Source organism: Streptomyces sp. NPDC001070 (assembly GCF_053598835.1).
Genome location: NZ_JBSFLB010000002.1, coordinates 125,189 through 147,101, shown reverse-complemented (window position 1 = coordinate 147,101; position 21,913 = coordinate 125,189). Strand labels below are relative to the sequence as shown.

At 73.7% G+C, this 21,913-nt stretch carries 16 protein-coding genes and 1 pseudogene; 9 read left to right on the top strand and 8 right to left on the bottom strand.

The genetic code is table 11. From position 1 onward, the window contains the following. Window positions 1-24: 24 nt before the first annotated feature. The 3 genes from rbsK (at window position 25) to ACWDAS_RS02955 (ending at window position 1,831) form a co-directional block, all read left to right on the top strand. On the top strand, window positions 25-927 hold the full coding sequence (rbsK, locus tag ACWDAS_RS02965; protein ID WP_450386862.1) for a ribokinase: 903 nt from the start codon (window positions 25-27) through the stop codon (window positions 925-927). After that, window positions 924-1,313 carry a D-ribose pyranase gene (gene rbsD / locus ACWDAS_RS02960; RefSeq protein WP_450386861.1) on the top strand — a complete coding sequence of 130 codons (390 nt, stop codon included), beginning with the start codon at window positions 924-926 and terminating at the stop codon, window positions 1,311-1,313. Before rbsK ends, rbsD begins: the two co-directional genes overlap by 4 nt. Before the next feature lie 74 nt (window positions 1,314-1,387). Next, complete coding sequence (locus ACWDAS_RS02955; RefSeq protein WP_450386859.1) at window positions 1,388-1,831, top strand: DUF937 domain-containing protein; 444 nt, start codon at window positions 1,388-1,390, stop codon at window positions 1,829-1,831. Between the two features lie 263 nt (window positions 1,832-2,094). Here ACWDAS_RS02955 and ACWDAS_RS02950 read toward each other — a convergent pair whose 3' ends face one another. The 3 genes from ACWDAS_RS02950 to ACWDAS_RS02940 are packed head-to-tail and all read right to left on the bottom strand — an operon-like array spanning window position 2,095 to window position 5,278. After that, window positions 2,095-2,946, bottom strand: coding sequence for a sugar phosphate isomerase/epimerase family protein (locus ACWDAS_RS02950; RefSeq protein ID WP_450386857.1), 852 nt, complete (start codon window positions 2,944-2,946; stop codon window positions 2,095-2,097). A gap of 2 nt (window positions 2,947-2,948) precedes the next feature. Continuing rightward, window positions 2,949-4,124: a dihydrodipicolinate synthase family protein gene (locus ACWDAS_RS02945; protein WP_450386856.1), complete on the bottom strand. Its 1,176-nt coding sequence runs from the start codon at window positions 4,122-4,124 to the stop codon at window positions 2,949-2,951. Beyond that, window positions 4,121-5,278, bottom strand: a complete 1,158-nt coding sequence (locus ACWDAS_RS02940) for a Gfo/Idh/MocA family protein (protein WP_450386854.1) — start codon at window positions 5,276-5,278, stop codon at window positions 4,121-4,123. The genes ACWDAS_RS02945 and ACWDAS_RS02940 overlap by 4 nt, the downstream gene beginning before the upstream one ends. A 464-nt stretch (window positions 5,279-5,742) precedes the next feature. Here ACWDAS_RS02940 and ACWDAS_RS02935 point away from each other — a divergent pair, with 464 nt between their 5' ends. The 3 genes and pseudogenes from ACWDAS_RS02935 to ACWDAS_RS02925 form a co-directional block, all read left to right on the top strand. Then, complete coding sequence (locus ACWDAS_RS02935) at window positions 5,743-6,849, top strand: LacI family DNA-binding transcriptional regulator (protein WP_450386852.1); 1,107 nt, start codon at window positions 5,743-5,745, stop codon at window positions 6,847-6,849. Between the two features lie 114 nt (window positions 6,850-6,963). Continuing rightward, window positions 6,964-7,872: a bifunctional helix-turn-helix transcriptional regulator/GNAT family N-acetyltransferase gene (locus ACWDAS_RS02930; RefSeq protein WP_450386851.1), complete on the top strand. Its 909-nt coding sequence runs from the start codon at window positions 6,964-6,966 to the stop codon at window positions 7,870-7,872. A gap of 10 nt (window positions 7,873-7,882) precedes the next feature. Further along, window positions 7,883-8,560, top strand: a pseudogene (locus ACWDAS_RS02925) (sugar phosphate isomerase/epimerase family protein); the annotation flags it as partial. Here the strand turns inward: ACWDAS_RS02925 and ACWDAS_RS02920 are convergent. Beyond that, window positions 8,547-9,548, bottom strand: coding sequence for an EamA family transporter (locus ACWDAS_RS02920; RefSeq protein WP_450386849.1), 1,002 nt, complete (start codon window positions 9,546-9,548; stop codon window positions 8,547-8,549). The pseudogene ACWDAS_RS02925 and the gene ACWDAS_RS02920 sit on opposite strands and share 14 nt — an antisense overlap. Window positions 9,549-9,659: 111 nt before the next feature. On the opposite strand from ACWDAS_RS02920, the gene ACWDAS_RS02915 reads away from it, so the two are divergent. From ACWDAS_RS02915 to ACWDAS_RS02905, 3 genes are all read left to right on the top strand, one after another. Continuing rightward, window positions 9,660-10,565 (top strand): LysR family transcriptional regulator, encoded by a 906-nt coding sequence (locus tag ACWDAS_RS02915; protein ID WP_450386847.1) that lies wholly within the window; start codon window positions 9,660-9,662, stop codon window positions 10,563-10,565. 10 nt (window positions 10,566-10,575) lie between these two features. Continuing rightward, window positions 10,576-11,613 carry a hypothetical protein gene (locus ACWDAS_RS02910; RefSeq protein WP_450386846.1) on the top strand — a complete coding sequence of 346 codons (1,038 nt, stop codon included), beginning with the start codon at window positions 10,576-10,578 and terminating at the stop codon, window positions 11,611-11,613. A gap of 82 nt (window positions 11,614-11,695) precedes the next feature. Continuing rightward, on the top strand, window positions 11,696-13,489 hold the full coding sequence (locus ACWDAS_RS02905) for a glycoside hydrolase family 3 protein (RefSeq protein WP_450386844.1): 1,794 nt from the start codon (window positions 11,696-11,698) through the stop codon (window positions 13,487-13,489). A gap of 202 nt (window positions 13,490-13,691) precedes the next feature. Here the strand turns inward: ACWDAS_RS02905 and ACWDAS_RS02900 are convergent, their stop codons facing one another. The 4 genes from ACWDAS_RS02900 to speB all read right to left on the bottom strand — a co-directional run bounded on the left by ACWDAS_RS02900 (window position 13,692) and on the right by speB (window position 21,893). After that, entirely contained in the window at window positions 13,692-15,101 is a 1,410-nt protein-coding gene (locus tag ACWDAS_RS02900) for a S28 family serine protease (RefSeq protein ID WP_450386842.1), read from the bottom strand. A gap of 158 nt (window positions 15,102-15,259) precedes the next feature. After that, entirely contained in the window at window positions 15,260-19,105 is a 3,846-nt protein-coding gene (locus ACWDAS_RS02895) for an ABC transporter ATP-binding protein (protein WP_450386840.1), read from the bottom strand. A gap of 224 nt (window positions 19,106-19,329) precedes the next feature. After that, entirely contained in the window at window positions 19,330-20,934 is a 1,605-nt protein-coding gene (locus tag ACWDAS_RS02890; protein WP_450386838.1) for a thiamine pyrophosphate-binding protein, read from the bottom strand. After that, the gene (gene speB / locus ACWDAS_RS02885) at window positions 20,931-21,893 is read right to left on the bottom strand and encodes an agmatinase (protein WP_450386836.1); all 963 of its coding nucleotides are present in this window, start codon (window positions 21,891-21,893) and stop codon (window positions 20,931-20,933) included. Before speB ends, ACWDAS_RS02890 begins: the two co-directional genes overlap by 4 nt. Between the last annotated feature and the right edge of the window lie 20 nt (window positions 21,894-21,913).

Here is a 21,913-nt window from a genome sequence, read left to right as displayed (position 1 = left end):
TGAATCCCCGAAGGGAACACGCAGATGCACGGCTACGACCTGCTGGTCGTAGGGTCGGCCAACGCCGACCTGGTGATCCACGTCGACCGCCGCCCGGCGGCCGGCGAGACGGTCCTCGGCTCCGACCTGGCCACCCACCCGGGCGGCAAGGGCGCCAACCAGGCCGTCGCCGCGGCCCGCCTGGGCGCACGCACGGCGCTGCTCGCGCGGGTCGGCGACGACGCCCACGGGCGGCTGCTCACGGGCTCGCTGAGATCGGCCGGCGTCGACACCACCGGCGTCCTGACCGGCGACGCCTCCACCGGGGTCGCGCTGATCACCGTGGACCCCTCGGGGGACAACAGCATCGTGGTCTCGCCGGGCGCCAACGCCCGGCTCACCGCGGCGGACGTGACCGGGGCGCGCGAGCTGCTGGCCGCCGCCCGGGTGGTCTCGCTGCAACTGGAGATCCCCTTGGAGTCCGTGGCCGCCGCGGTGGCGACGGCCACGGAGGCCGGGACGCGGGTCGTGCTCAATCCGTCGCCTCCCGCCGCGCTGCCCCGCGAGGTGCTCGCCGGCTGCGACCCGCTCGTGGTCAACGAGCACGAGGCGCGCTTCCTGCTGGGCGCCGGGGCCGGGGACACCCCCGAGGCATGGGCGGCCGGCCTGCTCGCGCTCGGCCCGCGCTCCGTGGTCGTCACGCTGGGCGCGGACGGGGCGCTCGTGGCCACGGGCGGAGGCACGGCCCGCATACCGAGCCCGCGCGTCGAGGCGGTCGACACCACCGGGGCCGGCGACTCCTTCACGGGGGCGCTGTCCTGGCGGCTGGGCGCGGGCGACGACCTGGAGACCGCCGTGCGGTTCGCGGTGCGGGTGGGCGCCGTGGCCGTCACCAAGCCGGGTGCGCAGGAATCCTTCCCCACCCTCGAAGAAGTGGGTCAGCTGTGAAGAAGTCCGGAATCCTCAACCGCCATCTCGCGGGTGCCGTCGCCGTCCTGGGCCACACCGATCTGGTCGTGGTCTGCGACGCGGGGCTCCCGATCCCTCCCGGGCCGATCGTCGTCGACCTCGCGTTCCGGGCCGGCACCCCGTCGTTCTCCGAGGTCCTCGACGGCCTGCTGGACGAGCTCGTGGTCGAGGGGGCGATCGCGGCCAGGGAGGTGCGCGACCACAATCCCGAGGTGACCGCCCAGCTCGACGGGGCCTTCCCCGATCTGGAACTGGTGCCGCACGAGGAGTTCAAGGCCCGCACCCGCCAGGCCCGCCTGGTCGTCCGCACCGGCGAGTCGCGGCCGTACGCCAACGTCATCCTCCGCTGCGGCGTGCCGTTCTAGTCCGTCCCGGCGCGTACATCCTTCCGGCTGCGGTCGGCGGGCCGGGCCGGAGTTTCCCGCGTAGCGTCCGGACCATGAGCGACCGACCGCTGAAGGACGAGGTATTGGAGGAGCTGGGGGACGACCGGCTCCGGGAGATCACCGCGCTGCTGGGGACCGACGCCGAACAGGCGCGGCAGGTCGTGGGGAGCGCGGTGGCCTCGGTGACGGGGGTGCTCACCGACGACGCGGTGACGCCCGGCGGAACCGCCGAACTGTGCCAGGCCATGGAACAGGCCGCGAACGAGCCCGAGCCGCTGCCCGCGGCCGCCCTCGGCTTCGCCGGGGTGCGGGGCGGTACGGGGCCGGAACCGGGCCGCGGCGTCCTGGCGGCGGTGCTGGGCCGGGTCGCCGGCCCTGCGGCACGGGCGGTGGCGAAGCGGACCGGGCTTCCGGTCGAGGCCGTCGCCGCGGCGCTGGAGACGGTGATTCCGGTGATGGCGTCCGTACTGGCCCGGCGGGCGCGCGAGAAGCGCTGAACCGCGCGGTCGGGACGACCCGGCGGCCGGGAGACCGGCGGACCGGGCGGACCGGATCGACACCGGCATGGCGAAAGGGGTCCGGCTGAGCCGGACCCCTTTGGCGTTCCCCACCCTCTGCGCGATGCCCCGAGCCCCCTCCGGGCGCCGCGCTCTCCCCTCACTCAAGACCCATACGAGGCCCCCCTCGGGTCTTGACGCTACATAGACCCACCGGCCCCGGGGATGGTTGCACGGCTTAGGGAAGAAATTTTCAGAGTTTCTCAGAGCACGTGCCGGCGGTACCGGTCGGCCGTCTCGGCCAGGACCTCGGCCCCGTCCCGGGCCCACAGCGCAGGGTTGAAGATCTCCACCTCGACGGCTCCCCAGTAACCTGCCGCGTCCACCTGCTCGCGGAAACCGCGCAGGTCGACGCAGCCGTCGCCCAGCTGGCCACGCCCCAGAAGGACGCCCTCGGGGAGCGGGGTGACCCAGTCGGCGAGCTGGAACGAGGCGATCCGGCCGCCGGCTCCGGCCCGGGCGATGCCCTCGGCCGCCCGGTCGTCCCACCACAGGTGGTAGGTGTCCACGACGACGCCGACCTGCTCCGCCGGGTGGCGCTCGGCGATGTCGAGGGCCTGCGCGAGGGTCGAGAGGACGCAGCGGTCGGAGGCGTACATCGGGTGCAGCGGCTCGATCGCCAGCCGCACGCCGCGCTCTGCGGCGTACGGGGCGAGGACGGCCACCGCGTCGGCGACGCGTTCGCGGGCGCCGGCGATGTCCCGGTCGCCGGCCGGGAGACCGCCGGAGACCAGGACGAGGGTGCCGCTGCCGAGGGCCGCCGCCTCGTCGACGGCCGCCCGGTTGTCGGCGAGCGCGGCGGCGCGTTCGTCCGGATCGGAGGCGGTGAAGAACCCGCCTCGGCAGAGCGAGGTGACCGTGAGCCCGGCGCCGCGCACCAGCTTCGCGGCGGCCGCGACGCCGTACTCACGGACCGGCGCGCGCCACAGTCCGATGCCGGGGACACCGAGCGTCACCAGCCCCTCGACCAGCTCGGGGAGCGGCAGTTGCCGCACGGTCTCCTGGTTGATGCTCAGCCGGGCGAGATCGGCGGGGGGCCGGTTGTCAGTGCTCACTGTCACACTCCGTACACGGAGAGAAGCTGTCGCACGCGGGAGGCGGCGAGCGCCGGGTCGGGGAACAGCCCGATCCGGTCGGCCAGTTCGTACGCGCGGGCCAGATGGGGGAGGGAGCGTGCCGAGTGAAGACCACTGATCATCGCGAAGTGCGACTGGTGGCCGGCCAGCCAGGCGAGGAGGACGACACCCGTCTTGTAGTGGCGGGTGGGGGCGCCGAAGAGGTGGCGGGACAGTTCGACGGTGGGGTCGAGCAGGGCCCGGAAGCCCGCGGTGTCACCCGCGTCGAGCAGGCGAACGGCCCGGGCGGCGACGGGCGCCAGCGGATCGAAGACGCCGAGCAGGGCGTGGCTGAAGCCCTGTTCGTCGCCCGCGATCAGCTCGGGGTAGTGGAAGTCGTCGCCGGTGTAGCAGCGCACGCCGTCGGGGAGGCGGCGGCGCAGTTCGACCTCCCATCCGGCGTCGAGCAGGGAGATCTTGACGCCGTCGACCTTGCCGGGGTGGGCCGCGATCACCTGGAGAAAGGTGCGGGTGGCCGCGTCCGGATCCGTGCTGCCCCAGTAGCCCTTCAGCGCGGGGTCGAACATCGGGCCGAGCCAGTGCAGCACGACGGGCTCGGCGGCCTGGCGGAGGAGGTGGCCGTAGACCTCCAGGTAGTCCTCGGGGCTCTTGGCGACGGCGGCCAGCGCGCGCGAGGCCATGAGGACGGCCCGCGAGCCCGCGTCCTCGACGAGCGCGAGCTGCTCCTCGTAGGCGGTGCGGATCTCGTCGAGGCTGTAGGGGCGGCCGATCCCGGTGACGGGGAGCTGGTCGGTGCCCACGCCGCAGACGATGCGGCCGCCCTCGGCGCGGGCCTCGGCCGAGGAGCGGCGGATCAGTTCGGCGGCCCCGGCCCAGTCCAGGCCCATGCCTCGCTGGGCGGTGTCCATGGCCTCGGCGACGCCGAGTCCGTGCGACCACAGGTGACGGCGGAAGGCGAGCGTGGCGTCCCAGTCCAGGGCGGCGGGCCGGTCTGCGGCGGTACGGAAGGGGTCGGCCACGACGTGGGCGGCCGAATAGACCACGCGGCTGCGCGGTTCGCCGGCGGCCGTCGGGGCGGTGGCGTGGGCGGCGGGCTCGGTGCGCGGTTCGTAGGCGTACAGCTCGCCCGACTCCGTGGGGAGGTGAAGGGTCGTCACAGGGACAGCTCCGGCACGTCGAGGCGGCGGCCCTGCGCCGAGGACTTCAGTCCCAGTTCCGCGAGCTGGACACCGCGGGCACCGGCGAGCAGGTCCCAGGTGTAGGGCTCGTCGAGGTAGACGTGGCGCAGGAACAGCTCCCACTGGGCCTTGAAGCCGTTGTCGAACTCGCCGTTGTCCGGGACCTCCTGCCACTGGTCGCGGAAGACCTCGGTGGCGGGCAGGTCGGGGTTCCAGACAGGCTTGGGGGTGACGGAGCGGTGCTGCGCACGGCAGTTGCGCAGGCCCGCCACGGCCGAGCCCTCGGTGCCGTCGACCTGGAACTCCACCAGTTCGTCGCGGTTCACGCGCACGGCCCAGGAGGAGTTGATCTGGGCGATCACGCCGCCCTCGAGTTCGAAGATGCCGTAGGCGGCGTCGTCGGCCGTGGCGTCGTAGGGCTTGCCCTGCTCGTCCCAGCGCTGCGGGACGTGGGTGGTGGTGAGCGCCTGCACGGACAGCACGCGCCCGAACAGCTCGTGGAGGACGTACTCCCAGTGCGGGAACATGTCGACGACGATGCCGCCGCCCTCCTCGGCCCGGTAGTTCCAGGACGGACGCTGCGCGGACTGCCAGTCGCCCTCGAAGACCCAGTAGCCGAACTCGCCGCGGACGGAGAGGATCCGCCCGAAGAAGCCCCCGTCGATCAGCCGTCTGAGCTTGAGCAGCCCGGGGAGGAAGAGCTTGTCCTGGACGACACCGTGCCGGATGCCCGCGGCGGCGGCCAGGCGGGCCAGCCGCAGCGCGCCCTCCAGGCCGGTGGCGGTGGGCTTCTCGGTGTAGATGTGCTTGCCGGCGGCGATCGCCTTGGTGATCGCCTCCTCGCGGGCGCCGGTGACCTGGGCGTCGAAGTAGACATCGGTGGCGGGATCGGCGAGCACCGCGTCCAGGTCGGTGGAGACCAGGGCGGGGTCCAGGCCGTGGCGGTCGGCGAGGGCGCGCAGCGTGCGCCCGCGGCGGCCGACGAGTACGGGCTCCGGCCACAGCACCGTGCCGTCACCGAGGTCGAGCCCGCCCTGGTCCCGCAGGGCGAGGATCGAGCGGACGAGGTGCTGGCGGTGGCCCATACGGCCGGTGACACCGTTCATGGCGATCCGCACGGTCCTGCGTGTCACGTGGGTTCCTCTCTTCGGCGGCGCGTCCTGGCGTGATAGCAAGCGCTTTCCCACTCGCCTCACGCTAGTGGCTGCCGAACACCAAGGACAAGAGGTGGGCCACCGGATGCAAACGCTTACCCCGTGCGTGACGTGGCGTCGCCACCTCAGGAGCGGACGCCTCGCGCCGCCCGGGGCGCCCTCGCTCCCGCGGCCCCGAGGCGGCGACCCTCCGGCGCGACCGCACGGGCCGGGACGGGGGTGCGCCGAGGGCCCCGGGAGCGGGGCCGCCGACGGGGATCGGCGGCACGTCGCGGCCTTCGAACAACGGCAGAAAACGCTTTCCCATAGAGTGGCTCCAAGACGGTGGAGGTCCACCGGCAAGCCGCCTCGCGACCCCGCTCCCCCACCGGCCCCGGAGGTGAGAGCATGTGCCGCCACGGGCGGAGGGCCCGGGGAGGACCGACCCGGAGGAAACAGACAAGATGGCAGTGACCCTCGCTGACGTGGCGGCGCGCGCCGGAGTGTCCGCCGCAACCGTGTCGCGTGTCCTGAACGGCAACTACCCGGTCGCGGGCAGCACGCGCGAGCGCGTCCTGCGGGCCGTCGACGACCTCGACTACGTCGTGAACGGACACGCCCGCGCGCTGGCCGCCGCCACCTCCGACCTGGTGGGCGTGCTGGTCAACGACATCGCCGACCCCTTCTTCGGGCTCATCGCCGGCGCCGTGCAGAGCGAGATCAGCGGCGGCGCCGAGCAGCCGTCAGGGACGCCCGCGGGCGCCGGGAAGCTCGCCGTGGTCTGCAACACCGGCGGCTCCCCCGAGGCCGAGCTCAACTACCTCACCCTGCTGGAACGGCAGCGCGCCGCGGGCGTCGTGCTCACCGGGGGCGCCGTGGAGGGCACCGGGCACACCGCCGCCGTCGCCGGCCGCCTCGCCCGGCTGGCCGCCTCCGGCACCCGGATCGTGTTGTGCGGCCGCCCGCCGGTCCCCGAACTCGCCGAGCCGGCCGGCCCCGCCGCGAAGGCCGTGATGACGGTCGCCTTCGACAACCGGGGCGGCGCCCAGCGCCTCACCGAGCACCTGCTGGCCCTCGGCCACCGCACCATCGGCTACGTCGCCGGCCCCGCGGAGCGCAGCACCACCCGCCACCGCCTGGAGGGCCATCGAGCCGCCCTGGCCGAGGCCGGGCTCGCCGGCTCCCCCGCCGAACTCGAGCGTCTCACCGTGCACGGCTACTACGACCGCTCCTCCGGCTACGACGCGGCGCTGGAGCTGCTGCGCCGCGAGCCGGGACTGACCGCGGTCGTCGCCGCCAACGACACCGTCGCGCTCGGCGTCTGCGCCGCGCTGCGCGAGCGCGGGCTGCGCATCCCCGAGGACGTCTCGGTCGCCGGTTACGACGACCTCCCCTTCAGCGTGGACGCCGTGCCCGCGCTCACAACCGTACGGATACCGCTCCAGGAGGCGGGTGCCCGCGCCGGCCGGCTGGTGATGGGGCGGCAGGCGCCGCCTCCCGGCGGGCTCGCGACCGTACGGACGGAGCTGATGGTGCGGGCCTCGACGGCGGCGCCGCGCCACGGGGCGTAGGACGGCGGCCCCTGACCGCACGGGCGCGCCGAACCCTGGCCCGGCCCACCGAGCCGGGATACCTTTGACCCAGTCAAAGAATTCCCGGGAAGGGGAGGGGGAGGCGAGGCAGTCATGACCGTCCAGGAGATCCGGGCGTTCAACCGCTTCTACACCAACCTGATCGGCGCGCTGGACTACAGCCGCCATCTGCACACGCCGTACACGCTCACCGAGGCCCGCGTCCTGTACGAACTCGCCCATGCCGCCGACGCCGGGCTGGACGCCGCCGATCTGCGCGCGGCACTGTCCGTGGACGCCGGGCAGCTCAGCCGGATGCTGGCGGCCTTCGAGGAACGCAGGCTGGTCACCCGTGCGCCGTCGGCGCGGGACGCGCGGCGGCAGCGCGTGGAGCTGACGCCGGACGGCCGCGAGGCGGCCCGCCTCCTGGAGGACCGGTCGCGGGAGGCGGTCGCGTCGATGCTCTGCGGGCTGGCCCCGCGCGACCGCGAACGCCTGACGGGGGCCATGCGCACGGTCCGCGACGTCCTCGGCGGCGCCGGCGCGGAGGCCGCGCCGGCGCCGCGGGTACGGCTGCGCGAGCCGCGCCCCGGCGACCTCGGCTGGGTGGTGCAGCGCAACGCCGAGGTCTACGCCGAGGAGTACGGCTGGAACGCCGAGTACGAGACCCTCGTCGCCCGGATCGTCGCGGACGGCCACGAGCGGGCGTGGATCGCCGAACTGGACGGCGAGCGCGCCGGCTGCGTCTTCTGCGTACGGGACGACGCGCCCGGCACGGCCCGGCTGCGCCTGCTGCTGGTCGACCCGGCCGCCCGGGGCCACGGCATCGGCCGGCAGCTGGTCGGCGCCTGCGTCGCGCACGCACGCGCGGCCGGCTACCGCGAGCTCGTGCTGTGGACGAACGACGTGCTCGCCTCCGCCCGGCGGATCTACCAGGCGGCCGGTTTCGAGCTCGTCGGGGAGAAGCCGCACCACAGCTTCGGCCGCGATCTCGTCGGGCAGGACTGGCGGCTGGTGCTGTAACGTCCGGGACGTGAAGCTCGCGTTCTCGACCCTCGGCGTGCCCGGGCTCCCCGTACCGGACGTGGTCCGGCTCGCCGCGGAGCACGGCTACCACGGCGTGGAGCTGCGGGCCGGCCACGAGGAACCGGTGAACATCGGCCTGACGGAGCGACAGCGCGCCGAGGTGGCCGGGGAGTTCCGCGGTGCCGGCGTCGAGATCCTGGCCGTCGCCTCGTATGTGCAGGTGGCCGCGCCGGGTGAGGATGCCCCCGCGCTGCGGACCCTGCGCGACCATGTCCGCCTCGCCGCCGACCTCGGCGCCCCGTACGTACGGGTGTTCCCCGGTGCGGGCGACGACGGCCCCGACGAGGCGGACACCCGAGCGGCCCGCCGCCTGGCGGCGGTGGCTCCCGAGGCGGCGGACACGGGCGTACGGATGCTGGTCGAGACGCACGACTCGCACCGGACCGGCGCGGACGTGGCGCGGATCCTGGGGCTGGTCGGGCACCACAGCGCGGGCGCGCTGTGGGATGTGATGCATCCCTGGCTGGGCGGCGAACAGCCCGAGCACACCTACCCGGTGCTCGCCCCCTATCTGGGCTATGTGCAGGTCAAGGACGTCTCCTCGGCGGAGGACACCACACCGCTGCCCCTGGGGCACGGGGCGCTGCCCCTGGCCGGCACGGTGGAGGTGCTCAGCCGCGCGGGCTGGGACGGCTGGCTCTGCTGGGAGTACGAGAAGCGCTGGTACCCGCAGGTGCGGGCGCTGCCGGAGCTGCTGTCGCGAGGGCGTTCGCACCTGCTGCGGCTGCTCGGCGAGTCCGCCTGAGCCCGGCCCCCGGTCGCATCGAGCCCAGCGATGTCACGGCGACGCCCCCGACCAGCAGGACGGCGGCGGTCCACCGCAGGGGGCCGACGCTCTCGCCCAGCAGCAGGGCCGCGGACGACATGCCGAACACCGGGACGAGCAGCGAGAACGGGGCCACCGCGGAGGCGTCGTACGTCCTCAGCAGGAAGCCCCAGGCGCCGAAGCCGAAGACGGTGGTGATCCAGGCGACGTAGACGATCGCGCCCGCGCCGCTCCAGTCGAGGCCGCGCAGCGCGGCGGCGTCCGCGGCCGGCCCCTCGAAGACCAGGGAGAGGGCGAGCAGCGGCAGCGGCGGGACGAGGCTGACCCAGACCATCCAGCTCAGCGCGTCCGGCGGCGCGGCCCTCCGGGTGAGGACGTTGGACAGCCCCCAGAAGGCGGCGGCCGCGACGACGAGCGCGAACGCGCCGAGCGGGCCCGAGGCGCCCTCGTCGTACGCGGCGACGCCGATGCCGGTGAAGGCGACGCCCATGCCGGCGATCCGCAGCCGACCGGGGCGTTCACCCAGCAGGGCGATCGCGAGGAGGGCGGTGAAGACCGCCTGGACCTGCAGCACCAGCGAGGACAGCCCGGCGGGCATGCCCTGGTTCATACCGACGAAGAGCAGACCGAACTTGGCGACACCCAGGACGAGTCCGACGGCGACGACCCACCGCAGCGCGACTCCCGGCCGGCGGACGAAGAAGACCGCGGGCACCGCCGCGACCAGGAAGCGCAGGGCGCAGAAGAGCAGCGGCGGGAAGTGGCCGAGCCCGACCTCGATGATCACGAAGTTGACGCCCCAGACCGCGGCGACGAGGACCGCGAGGGCGAGGTGTACCGGTCGCATCGCTCCAGCATCAGGCACCGTACTCTTAAGCACTAGCGAGTATTGCTGCACTGTCGGATTCAGCATTGCTGAACAGTGCGTCCTGGGCGCACGGGATGACGAGGTGACCGGATGCTGGACCTGGCCCGTCTGCGGGCGCTGCACGCCGTGCATGTGCACGGCTCGGTGGGGGCGGCCGCCATCGCCCTCGGCTACACCGCGTCCGCCGTGTCCCAGCAGATCGCGAAGCTGGAACGGGAGACCCGTACGACGCTCCTGGAGCGGCAGGGCCGCGGAGTGGCGCTCACCGAGGCCGCCCAGCTGCTGGCCGAGACGGCGCAGGAGCTGATGGCGATCGTGGAACGGGCCGAGGTGGCGCTGGAGGAGCAGCGCGGCCGGCCCACCGGGCGGCTCACGACGGCCGCCTTCCCGACCGCCGCGCGCGGTCTGCTCCCGGCCGTGCTGGCCGAGCTGACCGCCGCCCACCCGTCGCTGGAGCTGCGGCTGGTGGAGGAGGGCGCCCATCTCTCGGTCGACCTGGTGTCCCGCGGCGTGGTCGACCTGGCCGTGGTGCACGACTGGGACATCGCCCCGCTGCCCGCGCCCGAGGGCCTGGAGCGGGTGGTGATCGGTGAGGACCCCTGCGACGTGCTGGTCCCGGCCGGGCATCCGCTGGCGGCGCGCCGGGCACTCGTCCGCGAGGACATCGTCGACCAGCGGTGGATCTGCCAGCCGCCCGGGCACGTGTGCCACGACTGGCTGGTGCGGACCCTGCGGGAGGCCGGTACCGAGCCGGACCTGGCGTTCCAGGTCGCCGAGTACCAGACGCAGTTGGCGCTGGTGGCGGCCGGGCTGGGGATCGCGCTCGTGCCGCGGCTGGGGCGCGGGCCGGTGCCGGACGGGGTGGTCGTGGTGCCGCTGGAGCCGGCGCCCGTGCGGCGGCTTTACGCCTTGTGGCGGACGGGGGCGTCGCGACGTCCGGCGATCACCGAGACCGTTCGGGCGTTGCGGGCGCACTACCCCCGGGTCGTTGCCTGACGATGGGCGGATGTCACCCACGCGCAGGGAACCGTATCTGTCCCGCTCCCGTCCAACCGGCGTGCTGCTGGTGAGTCTCCGCAAAGCGGTGTCGGTCACGCTGCTGGCTGCGTCGCTGGCGACCCTCTCCGCCGCCTGCGGCCGGCAGCAGCCAGCCACCGGTGCGCCCCCCTTCGACAGCGCCGGTGGCGGCCCCGCCCCCTCCGGCATCGTCACGCCGCCTCCGACCCCGGCGGCCTCCGCCCCGGCGACCCCGGCCCCGTCCAGCGCCGGGTCCTCGCCGGCCGGCGGGGCGGTCTCCACCCGCCGCATGTACTTCGAGGAGACCACGCGCGGCGTGCCCGCGGTGCACACGGTCCTCGACAACGAGCGCGACCTGGCCCGTTTCCCGGGCTACTTCATGAAGTCCGACCCCCGGATCGCCGACGCGATCGCCTCGCGCGCCGCCCGGACCGACTTCTCGCGCTCGGTCCTGGTCGCCTGGAGCCGCACCACCGGCTGCAACAGTACGAAGGACGCCGTCCTCTTCCGGAACGGCAGCCGGCTGCTGCTGGGCCTCGCCCAGACCCCGATGGGCCAGTGCCTGGTCGCCAACCAGGTGGTCGTCCTCTTCGAGGTGCCGCGCGACCGCATGCCGAAGGAGCCGCGCTTCGCCCAGGAGCAGAACCCGCGGGCCGATCCGCCCGCCCCGGGGCGCACGGTGGCGTTCAACAGCCTCAACGGCTCGGAGGCGCCGAGGGGCCGTCGCAGCGCCGAGGTCACGACGGACCGTCAGCTCGACGCCTTCCTCGCGAACCTGCCCCGCAGGGACGCGGACACGGTGCGCAAGCAGCTGGCCGGACATCCGCGGCGCGGCGACGAGCGGCGCTTCGGCTTCGTGCTGTCGGGCTGCCGGCCCACCGGCGCCGTTCTGACGATCGGCCGCCGGGAGCTGTCGGCGGCGCCGATCGGGGACGAGCACATTCGGTGCATCCAGGCGCAGTACTACGTGGCGGTGCTCTCGGTCCCGTCCCGTCTCGTGCCCGCGCATGCCCAACTCATTGACTGACAATTACTTTCCGGCTAAGCGTATCTGCTTGAAAGTTTCTTTCAGGCGCTTCCCGTCTCCTCTGCCGGAAGGAGTCCGTCATATGCACAGCCGTCCTCATCCGTCCCGCCGCACGGTGCTCGGTGCCGCCGCGGCCGCCTCCACCGCCCTCGCCCTCGGCATCCCGGGCACCGCGAACGCGGCCGCGGCGGACCGCAGACGCGTCCGCGCGATCATCGACCGCATGAGCATCGAGGAGAAGATCGGCCAGCTCTTCGTGATGCGGGTGTACGGTCATTCGGCCACCGACCCCGATCCGGCCGACGTGGCCGCGAACCAGGCGGAGATCGGGGTCGCCAACGCGGCCGAGCTGATCGCCAAGTACCACGTCGGCGGCATCATCTACTTCGCGTGGGCTCACAACACCCGAGATCCGCACCAGATCGCCGACCTGTCCAACGGCATACAGCGGGCCTCCCGGATCCCGCTGCTGATCTCCACCGACCAGGAACACGGCGCCGTCGCCCGCGTCGGCTCCCCCGCCACGCTCTTCCCCGGCGGGATGGCGCTCGGCGCGGACGGCAGCACGAAGGACGCCCGGCGCGCCGCCGCCGTCGCCGGGGCCGAACTGGCCGCGATGGGCATCACCCAGGACTACGCTCCGGTCGCCGACGTCAACGTCAACCCCGCCAACCCGGTCATCGGGGTCCGCTCCTTCGGCGCAGACCCGCAGGCCGTCGCCGCCCTCGTCGCCGCCCAGGTGGAGGGCTACCAGCGGGCCGGGATCGCGGCCACGGCCAAGCACTTCCCCGGTCACGGCGACACCGGCACCGACAGCCACTTCGCGCTGCCGATCATCACGCACTCGCTGGAGGAGTGGCGGCGCCTGGACGCGCCCCCGTTCCGGGCCGCGATCGCCGCCGGCATCGACTCGATCATGACCGCGCACATCCTGGTGCCGGCGCTCGACGACTCGGGCGACCCCGCGACACTCTCCCGGCCGATCCTCACCGGCATCCTGCGCGAGGAACTCGGCTACGACGGCGTGGTCGTCACCGACTCCCTCGGCATGGAGGGCGTACGCCAGAAGTACGGTGACGACCGGGTACCGGTGCTCGCCCTCAAGGCGGGCGCCGACCAGCTCCTCAATCCGCCGGTCCTGGAGACCGCCTGGCAGGGCGTCCTGGCCGCCGTGAGGTCCGGGGAGCTCACCGAGGAACGCCTCGACGAGTCCCTCACCCGGATCCTCATGCTCAAGGCGCGCCGCGGGCTGCTCGACGACCCGTACGTCACCCACCGCGGCGTGGACCGGGTGGTCGGCACCCGCGGCCATCTGGCGGAGGCCGACCGGATCACCGAACGCACCGTCACCCTGCTGGCGAACCAGGGTGCGCTGCCCCTGCCCGCCCGCCGCCGGCTGCTGGTCGTCGGCGCCGACCCGGCCGCGCCCTCGGGCACCGGTGGCCCGCCCACCGCGGTGCTCGGCGCGTCCCTGAGCGCGCTCGGGCACACCGCGCACGTTCTGCCGACCGGGACCGCCCCCGGCCAGGCGACGATCGACCAGGCGGTGGCCGCGGCGCGGGACAAGGACGCCGTGGTGGTGGCCACGTACAACGTCACCGGGGCGTCGTCGGGTCAGATCGCCCTCGTGGCCGCGCTCGTCGCGACCGGTGTGCCGGTCGTGCAGATCGCGATCCGCAACCCGTACGACATCGCCCGGCTGGACGGGGTCGCCGCCGCGCTGGCCACCTACGGCTGGACGGACGTGTCGATGCGGGCGGCGGCGCGGGTCCTGGCCGGACAGGTACCGCCCACCGGGAAGCTGCCGGTGGCCGTGCCGGCTGCGGACGATCCGGCGCGGACGCTCTACCCGGTCGGCTGGGGACTCGGGTACTGAGCACGCGGCGCGCACGGCGGCCCCTCCGGGGAAGGGCAGGTGAAGGAGACCCCCTGCGACGGGTCGGGGCCGCACCCGCCGCAGTTCCGGGTCGTGGAGCCGGCCCGCAGCCGCGGGGCCTGCCCCGCGGGCACGCCCGTGTACGTCGGTGTGGGCGGCGGGCCGGCGGGCGGGGGATGCGCCCGCCGGCTCTGACACCGGATCAGAAGGGCAGTCGGCCGGCGGCCTCGGTGCGCCGGTCGAGCTTCGCGTCGTACGCCGCCAGCGGCCTGGCCGCCTCGGGGTCGGCGCGTACGGCGGCGGGGGCGACCCCGGCCCACTCCAGCACCTCGGCGGTGGCCTTCGCCTGGTCGGCCGCGCTCAGCGCGCCGATGAGCGCGCCGTGGTTGGCGCCGGGCGCCCACATCACGTACGAGTCGTGCGCGCCCCGCGAGAGGCGGAACGGCTCGGCTCCCCACGGGTCGTTCCGGCCGTAGACGAAGAGCATGCGCTCGGCGTGGTGACGCACCCAGTTGTCGACGTCGTGCATCGCGCGGGGCTGGAAGCGCATCGGGATGGAGCGCGGCACGTAGGAGCGCGGCTGGTAGATCCCGGGGTAGCGCAGCAGGCCCTTCAGGTGCGGGGTGGCGAAGGTCGGGGCGCCGAGCTGGGTGCCCGCCTGGTAGTAGTACGGCGTGTAGTACTCCAGGCCCTGGTCGGTGTAGAAGTCGAAGCCGGAGACGGTGTCGACGAAGGAGTAGATCTCGTCCGTGGTGGCGGTCGCCGCGGGGACGTCCGCGCACTCCGACGCCAGGTGGTACTGCCAGAAGGCCCACACCAGGTCCAGCACCACGTTCTCGTACGCCTTGTCCGCACTGCCGACGGTGGTGAAGGTCAGGCCGTTGTCATCGGCGTACTTCTGGTAGCGGGCGACGATCTCGTCACGGCGGACGAGGGCCTCACGCTGCACGGCGTTGAGCCGGTCCCGGCAGTCCGCGGTGCCGACGGTGCGAAAGAAGCGGCTGTAGGCCGAGTCCTCGTCGTTGACCACGTCGTTGGGGGCGACATAGGCGACCGTGCCGGCCATGTCGTGCGGGTAGAAGCGGCGGTAGTACGTGGCGGTCATGCCGCCCTTGCTGGCCCCGGTGGCCAGCCAGTTCCTGGCGTAGATCCGGCTCAGGGCCCGGTAGATGCGGTGCTGGTCGCTGGCGGCCTGCCAGATGTCGAGCTCGGACCAGTCGGCCGGGTCGGGGCGGGACGGGGTGAAGAAGCGGTACTCCATGGAGACCTGGTTGCCGTCGACGATCTGCGTCGGCTCACGGCGCGAGGGGGTCGTGGAGAGGCCGTAGCCGGAGGTGTAGAAGACCGTCGGCCGGTCGGTGGCCTTGTGCAGCACGGTGATCCGCTGCTGGAACGTCCCCTTGGACGGGTGCCGGTGGTCCACCGGCTGGGTGTAGTTGAGGACGAAGTACCGGTATCCGCTGACCGGCTTCTCCTCGATCAGGCTCATCCCTGGTATCGCCAGGATGCGGTCCTTGATGTCCGGCTCGTCGGCGGTCGCGGTGGCGACTCCACCGCCGGCGGTGCCTATGAGCAGCACGAGCGCCAGCAGCCATCTGAGCGCGTTGCGCATGCCCCCTCCTTGGGGTCGACGGGCGTCGCCCGTGAACCTATGAGGAGGAAGTCATGTGCCGCCAGGGGGCGTTGGGCACAGGGCGGCGGCCCGGGCCCATGGGGTCCGGGCCGCCGGGGCGGTCGGGTGGGGCCGGCGGCCGGGGCCGCCGGCGGAGGTCAGGCCACGGCCTCGCTGCTCTCGTCCTCGCCGACGAAGGTGCGCCACAGCTGGGCGTATGGGCCGTCGGCCGCCAGCAGTTGCTCGTGCGTGCCGTCCTCGACGATCCGGCCGTGGTCGAGGACGACGACCCGGTCGGCGCGGGCGGCGGTGGTCAGCCGGTGGGCGACGACCAGGGTGGTGCGGCGCACGGCGAGCCGGTCGGCGGCCTGGTTGACCAGGGCCTCCGTGGCCAGGTCCAGGGCTGCCGTCGCCTCGTCGAGCAGGAGGACGTCCGGGTCGACCAGCTCGGCGCGGGCCAGGGCGATCAGCTGCCGCTGGCCGGCGGAGAGGTTGCGCCCGCGCTCGGAGACGGCGTGCAGATAGCCGCCGTCCAGCGTGGCGATCATCTCGTGTGCGCCGACCGCCCGTGCGGCGGCCTCCACCTCGGCGTCGGTCGCGTCCATCCGCCCGTAGGCGATGGCGTCGCGGATCGTCCCCTCGAAGAGGTGGGCCTCCTGCGGGACGACGCCCAGCCGCTGCCGGTAGCCGGTCAGATCGAGCTCGCGGATGTCCCGGCCGTCGACGAGGACCGCGCCCGAGGTCGGGTCGTAGAACCGGGCGACCATCTTGACCAGGGTCGACTTGCCCGCGCCGGTCTCGCCGACGAAGGCCACCGTCTGGCCCGCCGGAATCCGCAGGTCGATGCCGGAGAGCGCCTCGGCGGCGTCCTCGGTGTAGCTGAAGTGGACGTCGCGGAAGTCGATCTCGCCGCGGAGCCGGCCGACCTCGCGCGGGGACTCGGCGGACGGGGTCGCGGTCGGGGTGCGCAGCAGCTCGCGGATCCGGCCCAGGGACACCGACGCCTGCTGGTAGCCGTCGAAGACCTGGGAGAGCTGCTGCACGGGCGAGAAGAACAGGTCGATGTAGAGCAGATACGCCACCAGGGCGCCGGCGGTGAGCGTGCCCGAGCCGACCCGGTGGGCGCCCACGATCAGCACCAGCGCGGCGGCGACGCTGGACAGCAGCTGCACGAACGGGAAGTAGACCGAGATCAGCCACTGGCCGCGCACCCGCGCCTGCCGGTAGGCGTCACTGCGGTCGGCGAAGCGCTCGGCACCGCCGCGCTCGCCCCGGAAGGCCTGCACGACGCGGAGCCCGGCGACGTGCTCCTGCAGATCCGCGTTGACGACGCTGACCCGCTCACGGGCCAGCTCGTACGCCTTGACGGACTTGCGGCGGAACACCCACGTGGCGACGAAGAGCACCGGCAGGGTGGCGAAGACGATCAGGGCCAGCTGGATGTCGATCGCGATCAGCGCGACCAGGATGCCGAGGAAGGTGAGCACACTGACCAGGGCGGTGACCAGGCCGGTCTGCAGGAACGTCGACAACGCGTCGACATCGGTGGTCATCCGGGTCATGATGCGGCCGCTCAGCTCGCGCTCGTAGTAGTCGAGCCCGAGCCGGTGCAGGTGGGAGAAGATCTTCACGCGGAGCGTGTAGAGCACCCGCTCGCCGGTGCGGCCGGTGAGGCGGGTGGAACCCCACTGCGCGACCCACTGCGCGGCGACGACGGCGAGGCCCAGCAGCGAGGCCGTCCAGACGGCGCCGAGCGCGGCCTGCCGCACACCGGCGTCGATGCCGTGCCGGATCAGGACCGGCAGCAGCAGCCCGGCGATCGCGTCCACGGCGACGAGCAGCAGGCTGAACAGCAGCGGACCGCGGAAACCGCGCAGCAGACTGCGCAGGCCGAAGTCCTTCTCGACGGACGCGGCACCGCTCTCGTCGACGTCCGGGGTGTCCGCGGCCGGCGGCAGCGCCGCCACCTGGGCGAGCAGTTCGGGAGTGGCCGGCATGCCGGCCATGGCGGAGGCCATGCTGCCCGGGCCGCCGCGCGCGGCGGCCGCGGAGGACGCCGCCTGGGTCCGCCCGGTGTTCTCGTCCCGGTGCCGGCGGTCCTCCGGCCACAGGGACGGGGTCACCTCGCCCGCCGGGGGCGCCACGGGGGCGGGGTGCTGGACCGGGGCGACGACCGCGCCCTCCCCCGGCCACTGGGTGAGGGCCATGACCTCGCCCGCGGGATCGTGCGTGACGACGTCGGAGCCGAGCTCGTCGGGGTCGGTGAGCAGCCGCCGGTACAGCGGGCAGCGGGCCTCCAGCTCCTCGTGGGTGCCCACGTCGACCAGGCGGCCGGCCTCCAGCACGGCGATCCGGTCGGCGAGGGCGAGGGTGGAGCGCCGGTGGGCGATGAGCAGGGTCGTGCGGCCCGCCATGACCTCGCGCAGCGCGTCGTGGATCTCGGCCTCGACTCGGGCGTCGACGGCGGAGGTGGCGTCGTCGAGGATGAGCAGCCGGGGGTCGGTGAGGATGGCCCGGGCCAGGGCGACGCGCTGGCGCTGGCCGCCGGAGAGGGTCAGTCCCTGCTCGCCGACGACGGTGTCGTAGCCCTCGGGCAGGGCGCTGATGAACCCGTGGGCCTGGGCGTGCCGGGTCGCGGTGAGGATCTGCTCGTCGGTGGCGTCGGGGTGGCCGTAGGCGATGTTGGCGCGGACGGTGTCGGAGAACAGGAAGCTGTCCTCGGGCACGAGCCCTATCGCGTCGCGCAGGGAGTCGAAGGTCAGGTCGCGCACATCGCGGCCGCCGACGCGGACCGCGCCGCCGGTCACGTCGTAGAAGCGCGGCAGCAGCAGCGAGACGGTCGACTTGCCGCTGCCGGAGGCGCCGACGACGGCGACGGTCTCGCCGGGCGCGACGCTGAGCGAGAAGTCGTCCAGGACCGGGCGGGTGCGGTCGTAGCCGAAGCTGACGTGGTCGAACTCGACGGTGGCCGCGGCCTCGCGCGGCAGCTCCCCGGTGCCCTCCTCCAGGCTGGGCCGGGTGTCGATGAGCTCCGTGACCCGCTCGACGCCGGCCCTGGCCTGCTGGCCGACGGTGAGCATCATCGTGAGCATCCGCACCGGGCCGGTGAGCTGCGCGAGGTAGGTGGAGAACGCGACGAAGGTGCCCAGGGTGATCTGGCCCCGCACGGCCATCCAGCCGCCGAGCGCCAGCATGCCGACCTGCCCGAGGGAGGGCACGGCCTGCAGAGCGGGGCTGTAGCGCGCGTTGAGCCGGATCGTGCGCAGCCGTCCGGCGAAGAGCCGCTCGCTGACCGTGCGCAGCTTGGACATCTCCTGCTGCTCCTGGCCGAAGCCCTTCACCACGCGGACGCCCGTCACGGAGCCGTCCACGATCCCGGCGACGGCGGCGGCCTGGCCCTGCGCGTACCAGGTGGCGGGGAAGAGCTTCTTGCGGCTGCGGTCGGCCAGGAACCACAGGGCGGGTGCGACGGCCAGGGCGATCACGGTCAGCATCGGTGACAGCACGAACATCACGACGAGCGACATGACGAACAGCAGGACGTTGCCGATCATCATGGGCGCCATGAAGAGCAGGCCCTGGATGAGCTGCAGGTCACTGGTGGCGCGGCCGACGACCTGGCCGGTGTTGAGTTCGTCCTGGCGGGCGCCGTCCAGCCGGGTGAGCGAGTGGAACATGTCCGTGCGCAGATCGTGCTGGACGTCGAGGGCGAGCCTGCCGCCGTAGAAGCGCCGCAGATACGTCAGCAGGTACACCGCGACGGCGGCGGCGACCAGTACGACCGCCCAGGGGGCGAGCGGCTTGTCGTGCTTCACGATCACGTCGTCGATGATCAGCTTGGGCACGAGCGGCACGAGGGCGAGCACGGCCATGCCCGCGAGCGAGGAGCCGAGCGCGAGCAGGACGTTGCCCCGATACCGCCGGCAGTACCCGAACAGCCGCCGCAGCCAGCCCTGGCCGGGTCCGGCCGTCAGGGCCCTCTCCTCCTCGTCCTTCGCCGCCACCCGATTTCCTCCCGTCTCCGCTCCTGCACCGGAGGATCACAACGCCCTGGTGTGCGGATTTCATCCTCCCGCAACAAAACTACGTCGAGGGTCCGACAGCCCTCGGGCGGAAGACCTGGGACCGTACACGCCGAAACGTTTCGCCCGTGGCCGGAACTAATCGGTCCCGGCGCGCCGCACCCGGCCCCGCTCCGGGACCGGGTGTGCGAAGCCGGGCCCGGGGACTACAGGTGCGTCGGTGCGAACATCCGCAGCAGCGCGGGGAGGACGACCACCGACGGGCCGGGCGCCGCGAGGGCGGCCGCGAGGTCGTCGCGGAGCCGCTCGGGGCTCGTACGCACCGCCGGGACGCCGAAGGACTCGGCGAGAGCGACGAAATCCGGCCTGGAGAGCTCGGTCGCGGTGGCCTCGCCGAAGGCGTCGGTCATGTACTCGCGCAAAATGCCGTAGCCGCCGTCGTCGACGATCAGCCAGGTGACGGGCAGGTCGTACTGCCGGGCCGTGGCGAGCTCCGCGATCGAGTACATCGCGCCGCCGTCGCCCGACACCGCCAGCACGGGCCGCGCGCGGTCGGCGGCGGCCGCACCGAGCGCGGCGGGGTAGCCGTAGCCGAGGCCACCGGCGCCCTGGGCGGAGTGCATCGGGCCGGGCCAGGCGGACCAGGCCCAGTAGGCGAGGATCGTCATGTCCCAGAAGCTGGGGGCGTCCTCGGGCAGGGCGTCCCGCACGGCGGCGAGGACGCGCTGCTCCAGGTCGAGGTCCTGGCCGTCGATGCGCTCCCGGACCCGCCCCAGCAGCGCGGCGACGGCCTCCGGCGCGCCCGCGTCGTGGCGCTCGTGGACGGCCTCGGCCAGCGCGCCGAGGGCGAGCCGGGCGTCGGCGTGGATGCCGAGCGCCGGGTGGTTGGACTCCAGCTTGCCCAGGTCGGCCTCGATCTGGATCACCCGGCCGCGCGGGCGGAACGTGTGGTAGTTCGAGGACAGTTCGCCCAGGCCGGAGCCGACGACCAGCAGGACGTCGGCGTCCTCCAGGAAATCGGTGGTGTGCCGGTCCTCCAGCCAGGTCCGCAGCGACAGCGGGTGCTCCCAGGGGAAGCCGCCCTTGCCGCCGAAGGTGCAGGCCACCGGGGCGTCGAGCCGCTCGGCGAGGGCGCGCAGTTCGCCCTCCGCCCCGGACCGCACGACCCCGCCGCCGGCCAGCACGACCGGCCGCTCGGCGCGGGACAGCAGCGCCGCCGCTTCGGCGATCAGCTCCGCCCGGGGGCGCAGCGGCCGGGGCTCGGCGGCCAGCTCGCCGACCGGCGGGACGGTGACGGGGGCGAGCAGCACGTCCTGCGGGATCTCCACCCAGACCGGGCCGTAGGGCGCGGTCAGCGCCGACTCCCAGGCCGCGGCGATGGCCGAGGGGATCTGGGAGGCGGTGCGCACGGTGTGCACGGATTTGACGATGTCGCGGAACGACGCCTTCTGGTCGGCGAGTTCGTGCAGGTAGCCGTGGCGGCCGCCGCCGAGCCCGGCGACCGGCACCTGGCTGCCGATGGCCACGACCGGCGCGGAGGCCGCGGCCGACTCCTGGAGCGCGGCGAGCGTCATCAGCGCGCCGGGGCCGGTGGAGACCAGCAGCGGGGCGGCGCCGCCGGTGACCCGGGCGTACGCGTCGGCGGCGAAGCCCGCGTTGTTCTCCACGCGCAGGCCCACGTACTCCAGCTTCGAGCGCCGCAGGGCGTCGAAGGCGCCGAGCGCGTGCTGCCCGGGCAGGCCGAAGACGGTCGTGGCACCGAGCGCCGTAAGGGACTCGACGACCAGGTCGCCGCCGCTGCGCTCGCTCATGCGCGGCCCGCCGCGATCTGCCGGGTCATGATCGTGGTGAGCTCGTACGCGGTGTGGGAGGCCGCGACGCTGGTGATCTCGGCGTGGTCGTAGGCCGGGGCGACCTCGACGACGTCGGCGGAGATCAGGTTGCAGGAGGCCAGGCCGCGCAGGATCTCCAGCAGCTCGCGGGAGGTGATGCCGCCGGCCTCGGGGGTGCCGGTGCCGGGGGCGTGGGCCGGGTCGAGCACGTCGATGTCGATGGAGATGTACAGCGGGCGGTCACCGATGCGCTCGCGCAGCTGCTGGGCGACCTCGTCGGCGCCGCGCCGGTAGACGTCGGCGGAGGTGACGATGCCGAAGCCCATCTTCTCGTCGTCGGTGAGGTCCTGCTTGCCGTACAGCGGGCCGCGGGTGCCGACGTGGGAGAGCGCGGAGGTGTCGAGGACGCCCTCCTCGACGGCCCGGCGGAACGGGGTGCCGTGGGTGTACTCGGCGCCGAAGTAGGTGTCCCAGGTGTCGAGGTGGGCGTCGAAGTGGAGGAGCGCGACCGGGCCGTGCTTGCGGGCCATGGCGCGCAGCAGGGGCAGCGAGATGGTGTGGTCGCCACCGAGGGTCATCAGCCGGGCACCGGTGTCGAGCAGGTCGTCGGCGGCGGCCTGGATGGTCTCGACGGCCTCGTTGATGTTGAACGGGTTGGCGGCGATGTCGCCGGCGTCCGCGACCTGGGCGAGCGCGAAGGGCGAGGCGTCCTGCGCGGGGTTGTACGGGCGCAGCAGACGGGAGGCCTCGCGGATCGCGTTGCCGCCGAAGCGGGCGCCGGGGCGGTAGGACACTCCGGCGTCGAAGGGCACGCCGACCACGGCGACGTCGGTGGTGCCGACCTCGTCGAGGCGCGGAAGTCGCGCGAACGTGGCGGGACCGGCGTAACGCGGGGTGCGGGAGGAGTCGACGGGGCCGCGCGGCTCGGTGCTGCTCATGGGTGACTGCCTTCTTTCGT

Excerpts from the sequence above, each read along its gene's own strand:
- ACWDAS_RS02930 (WP_450386851.1), top strand. The coding sequence starts at position 6,964 with ATGACCGTCCAGGAGATCCGGGCGTTCAACCGCTTCTACACCAACCTG.
- ACWDAS_RS02905 (WP_450386844.1), top strand. The coding sequence starts at position 11,696 with ATGCACAGCCGTCCTCATCCGTCCCGCCGCACGGTGCTCGGTGCCGCC.
- ACWDAS_RS02920 (WP_450386849.1), bottom strand. The coding sequence starts at position 9,548 with ATGCGACCGGTACACCTCGCCCTCGCGGTCCTCGTCGCCGCGGTCTGG.
- ACWDAS_RS02900 (WP_450386842.1), bottom strand. The coding sequence starts at position 15,101 with ATGCGCAACGCGCTCAGATGGCTGCTGGCGCTCGTGCTGCTCATAGGC.
- ACWDAS_RS02955 (WP_450386859.1), top strand. The coding sequence starts at position 1,388 with ATGAGCGACCGACCGCTGAAGGACGAGGTATTGGAGGAGCTGGGGGAC.
- ACWDAS_RS02910 (WP_450386846.1), top strand. The coding sequence starts at position 10,576 with ATGTCACCCACGCGCAGGGAACCGTATCTGTCCCGCTCCCGTCCAACC.
- rbsK (WP_450386862.1), top strand. The coding sequence starts at position 25 with ATGCACGGCTACGACCTGCTGGTCGTAGGGTCGGCCAACGCCGACCTG.
- ACWDAS_RS02890 (WP_450386838.1), bottom strand. The coding sequence starts at position 20,934 with ATGAGCGAGCGCAGCGGCGGCGACCTGGTCGTCGAGTCCCTTACGGCG.
- ACWDAS_RS02915 (WP_450386847.1), top strand. The coding sequence starts at position 9,660 with ATGCTGGACCTGGCCCGTCTGCGGGCGCTGCACGCCGTGCATGTGCAC.
- ACWDAS_RS02935 (WP_450386852.1), top strand. The coding sequence starts at position 5,743 with ATGGCAGTGACCCTCGCTGACGTGGCGGCGCGCGCCGGAGTGTCCGCC.
- speB (WP_450386836.1), bottom strand. The coding sequence starts at position 21,893 with ATGAGCAGCACCGAGCCGCGCGGCCCCGTCGACTCCTCCCGCACCCCG.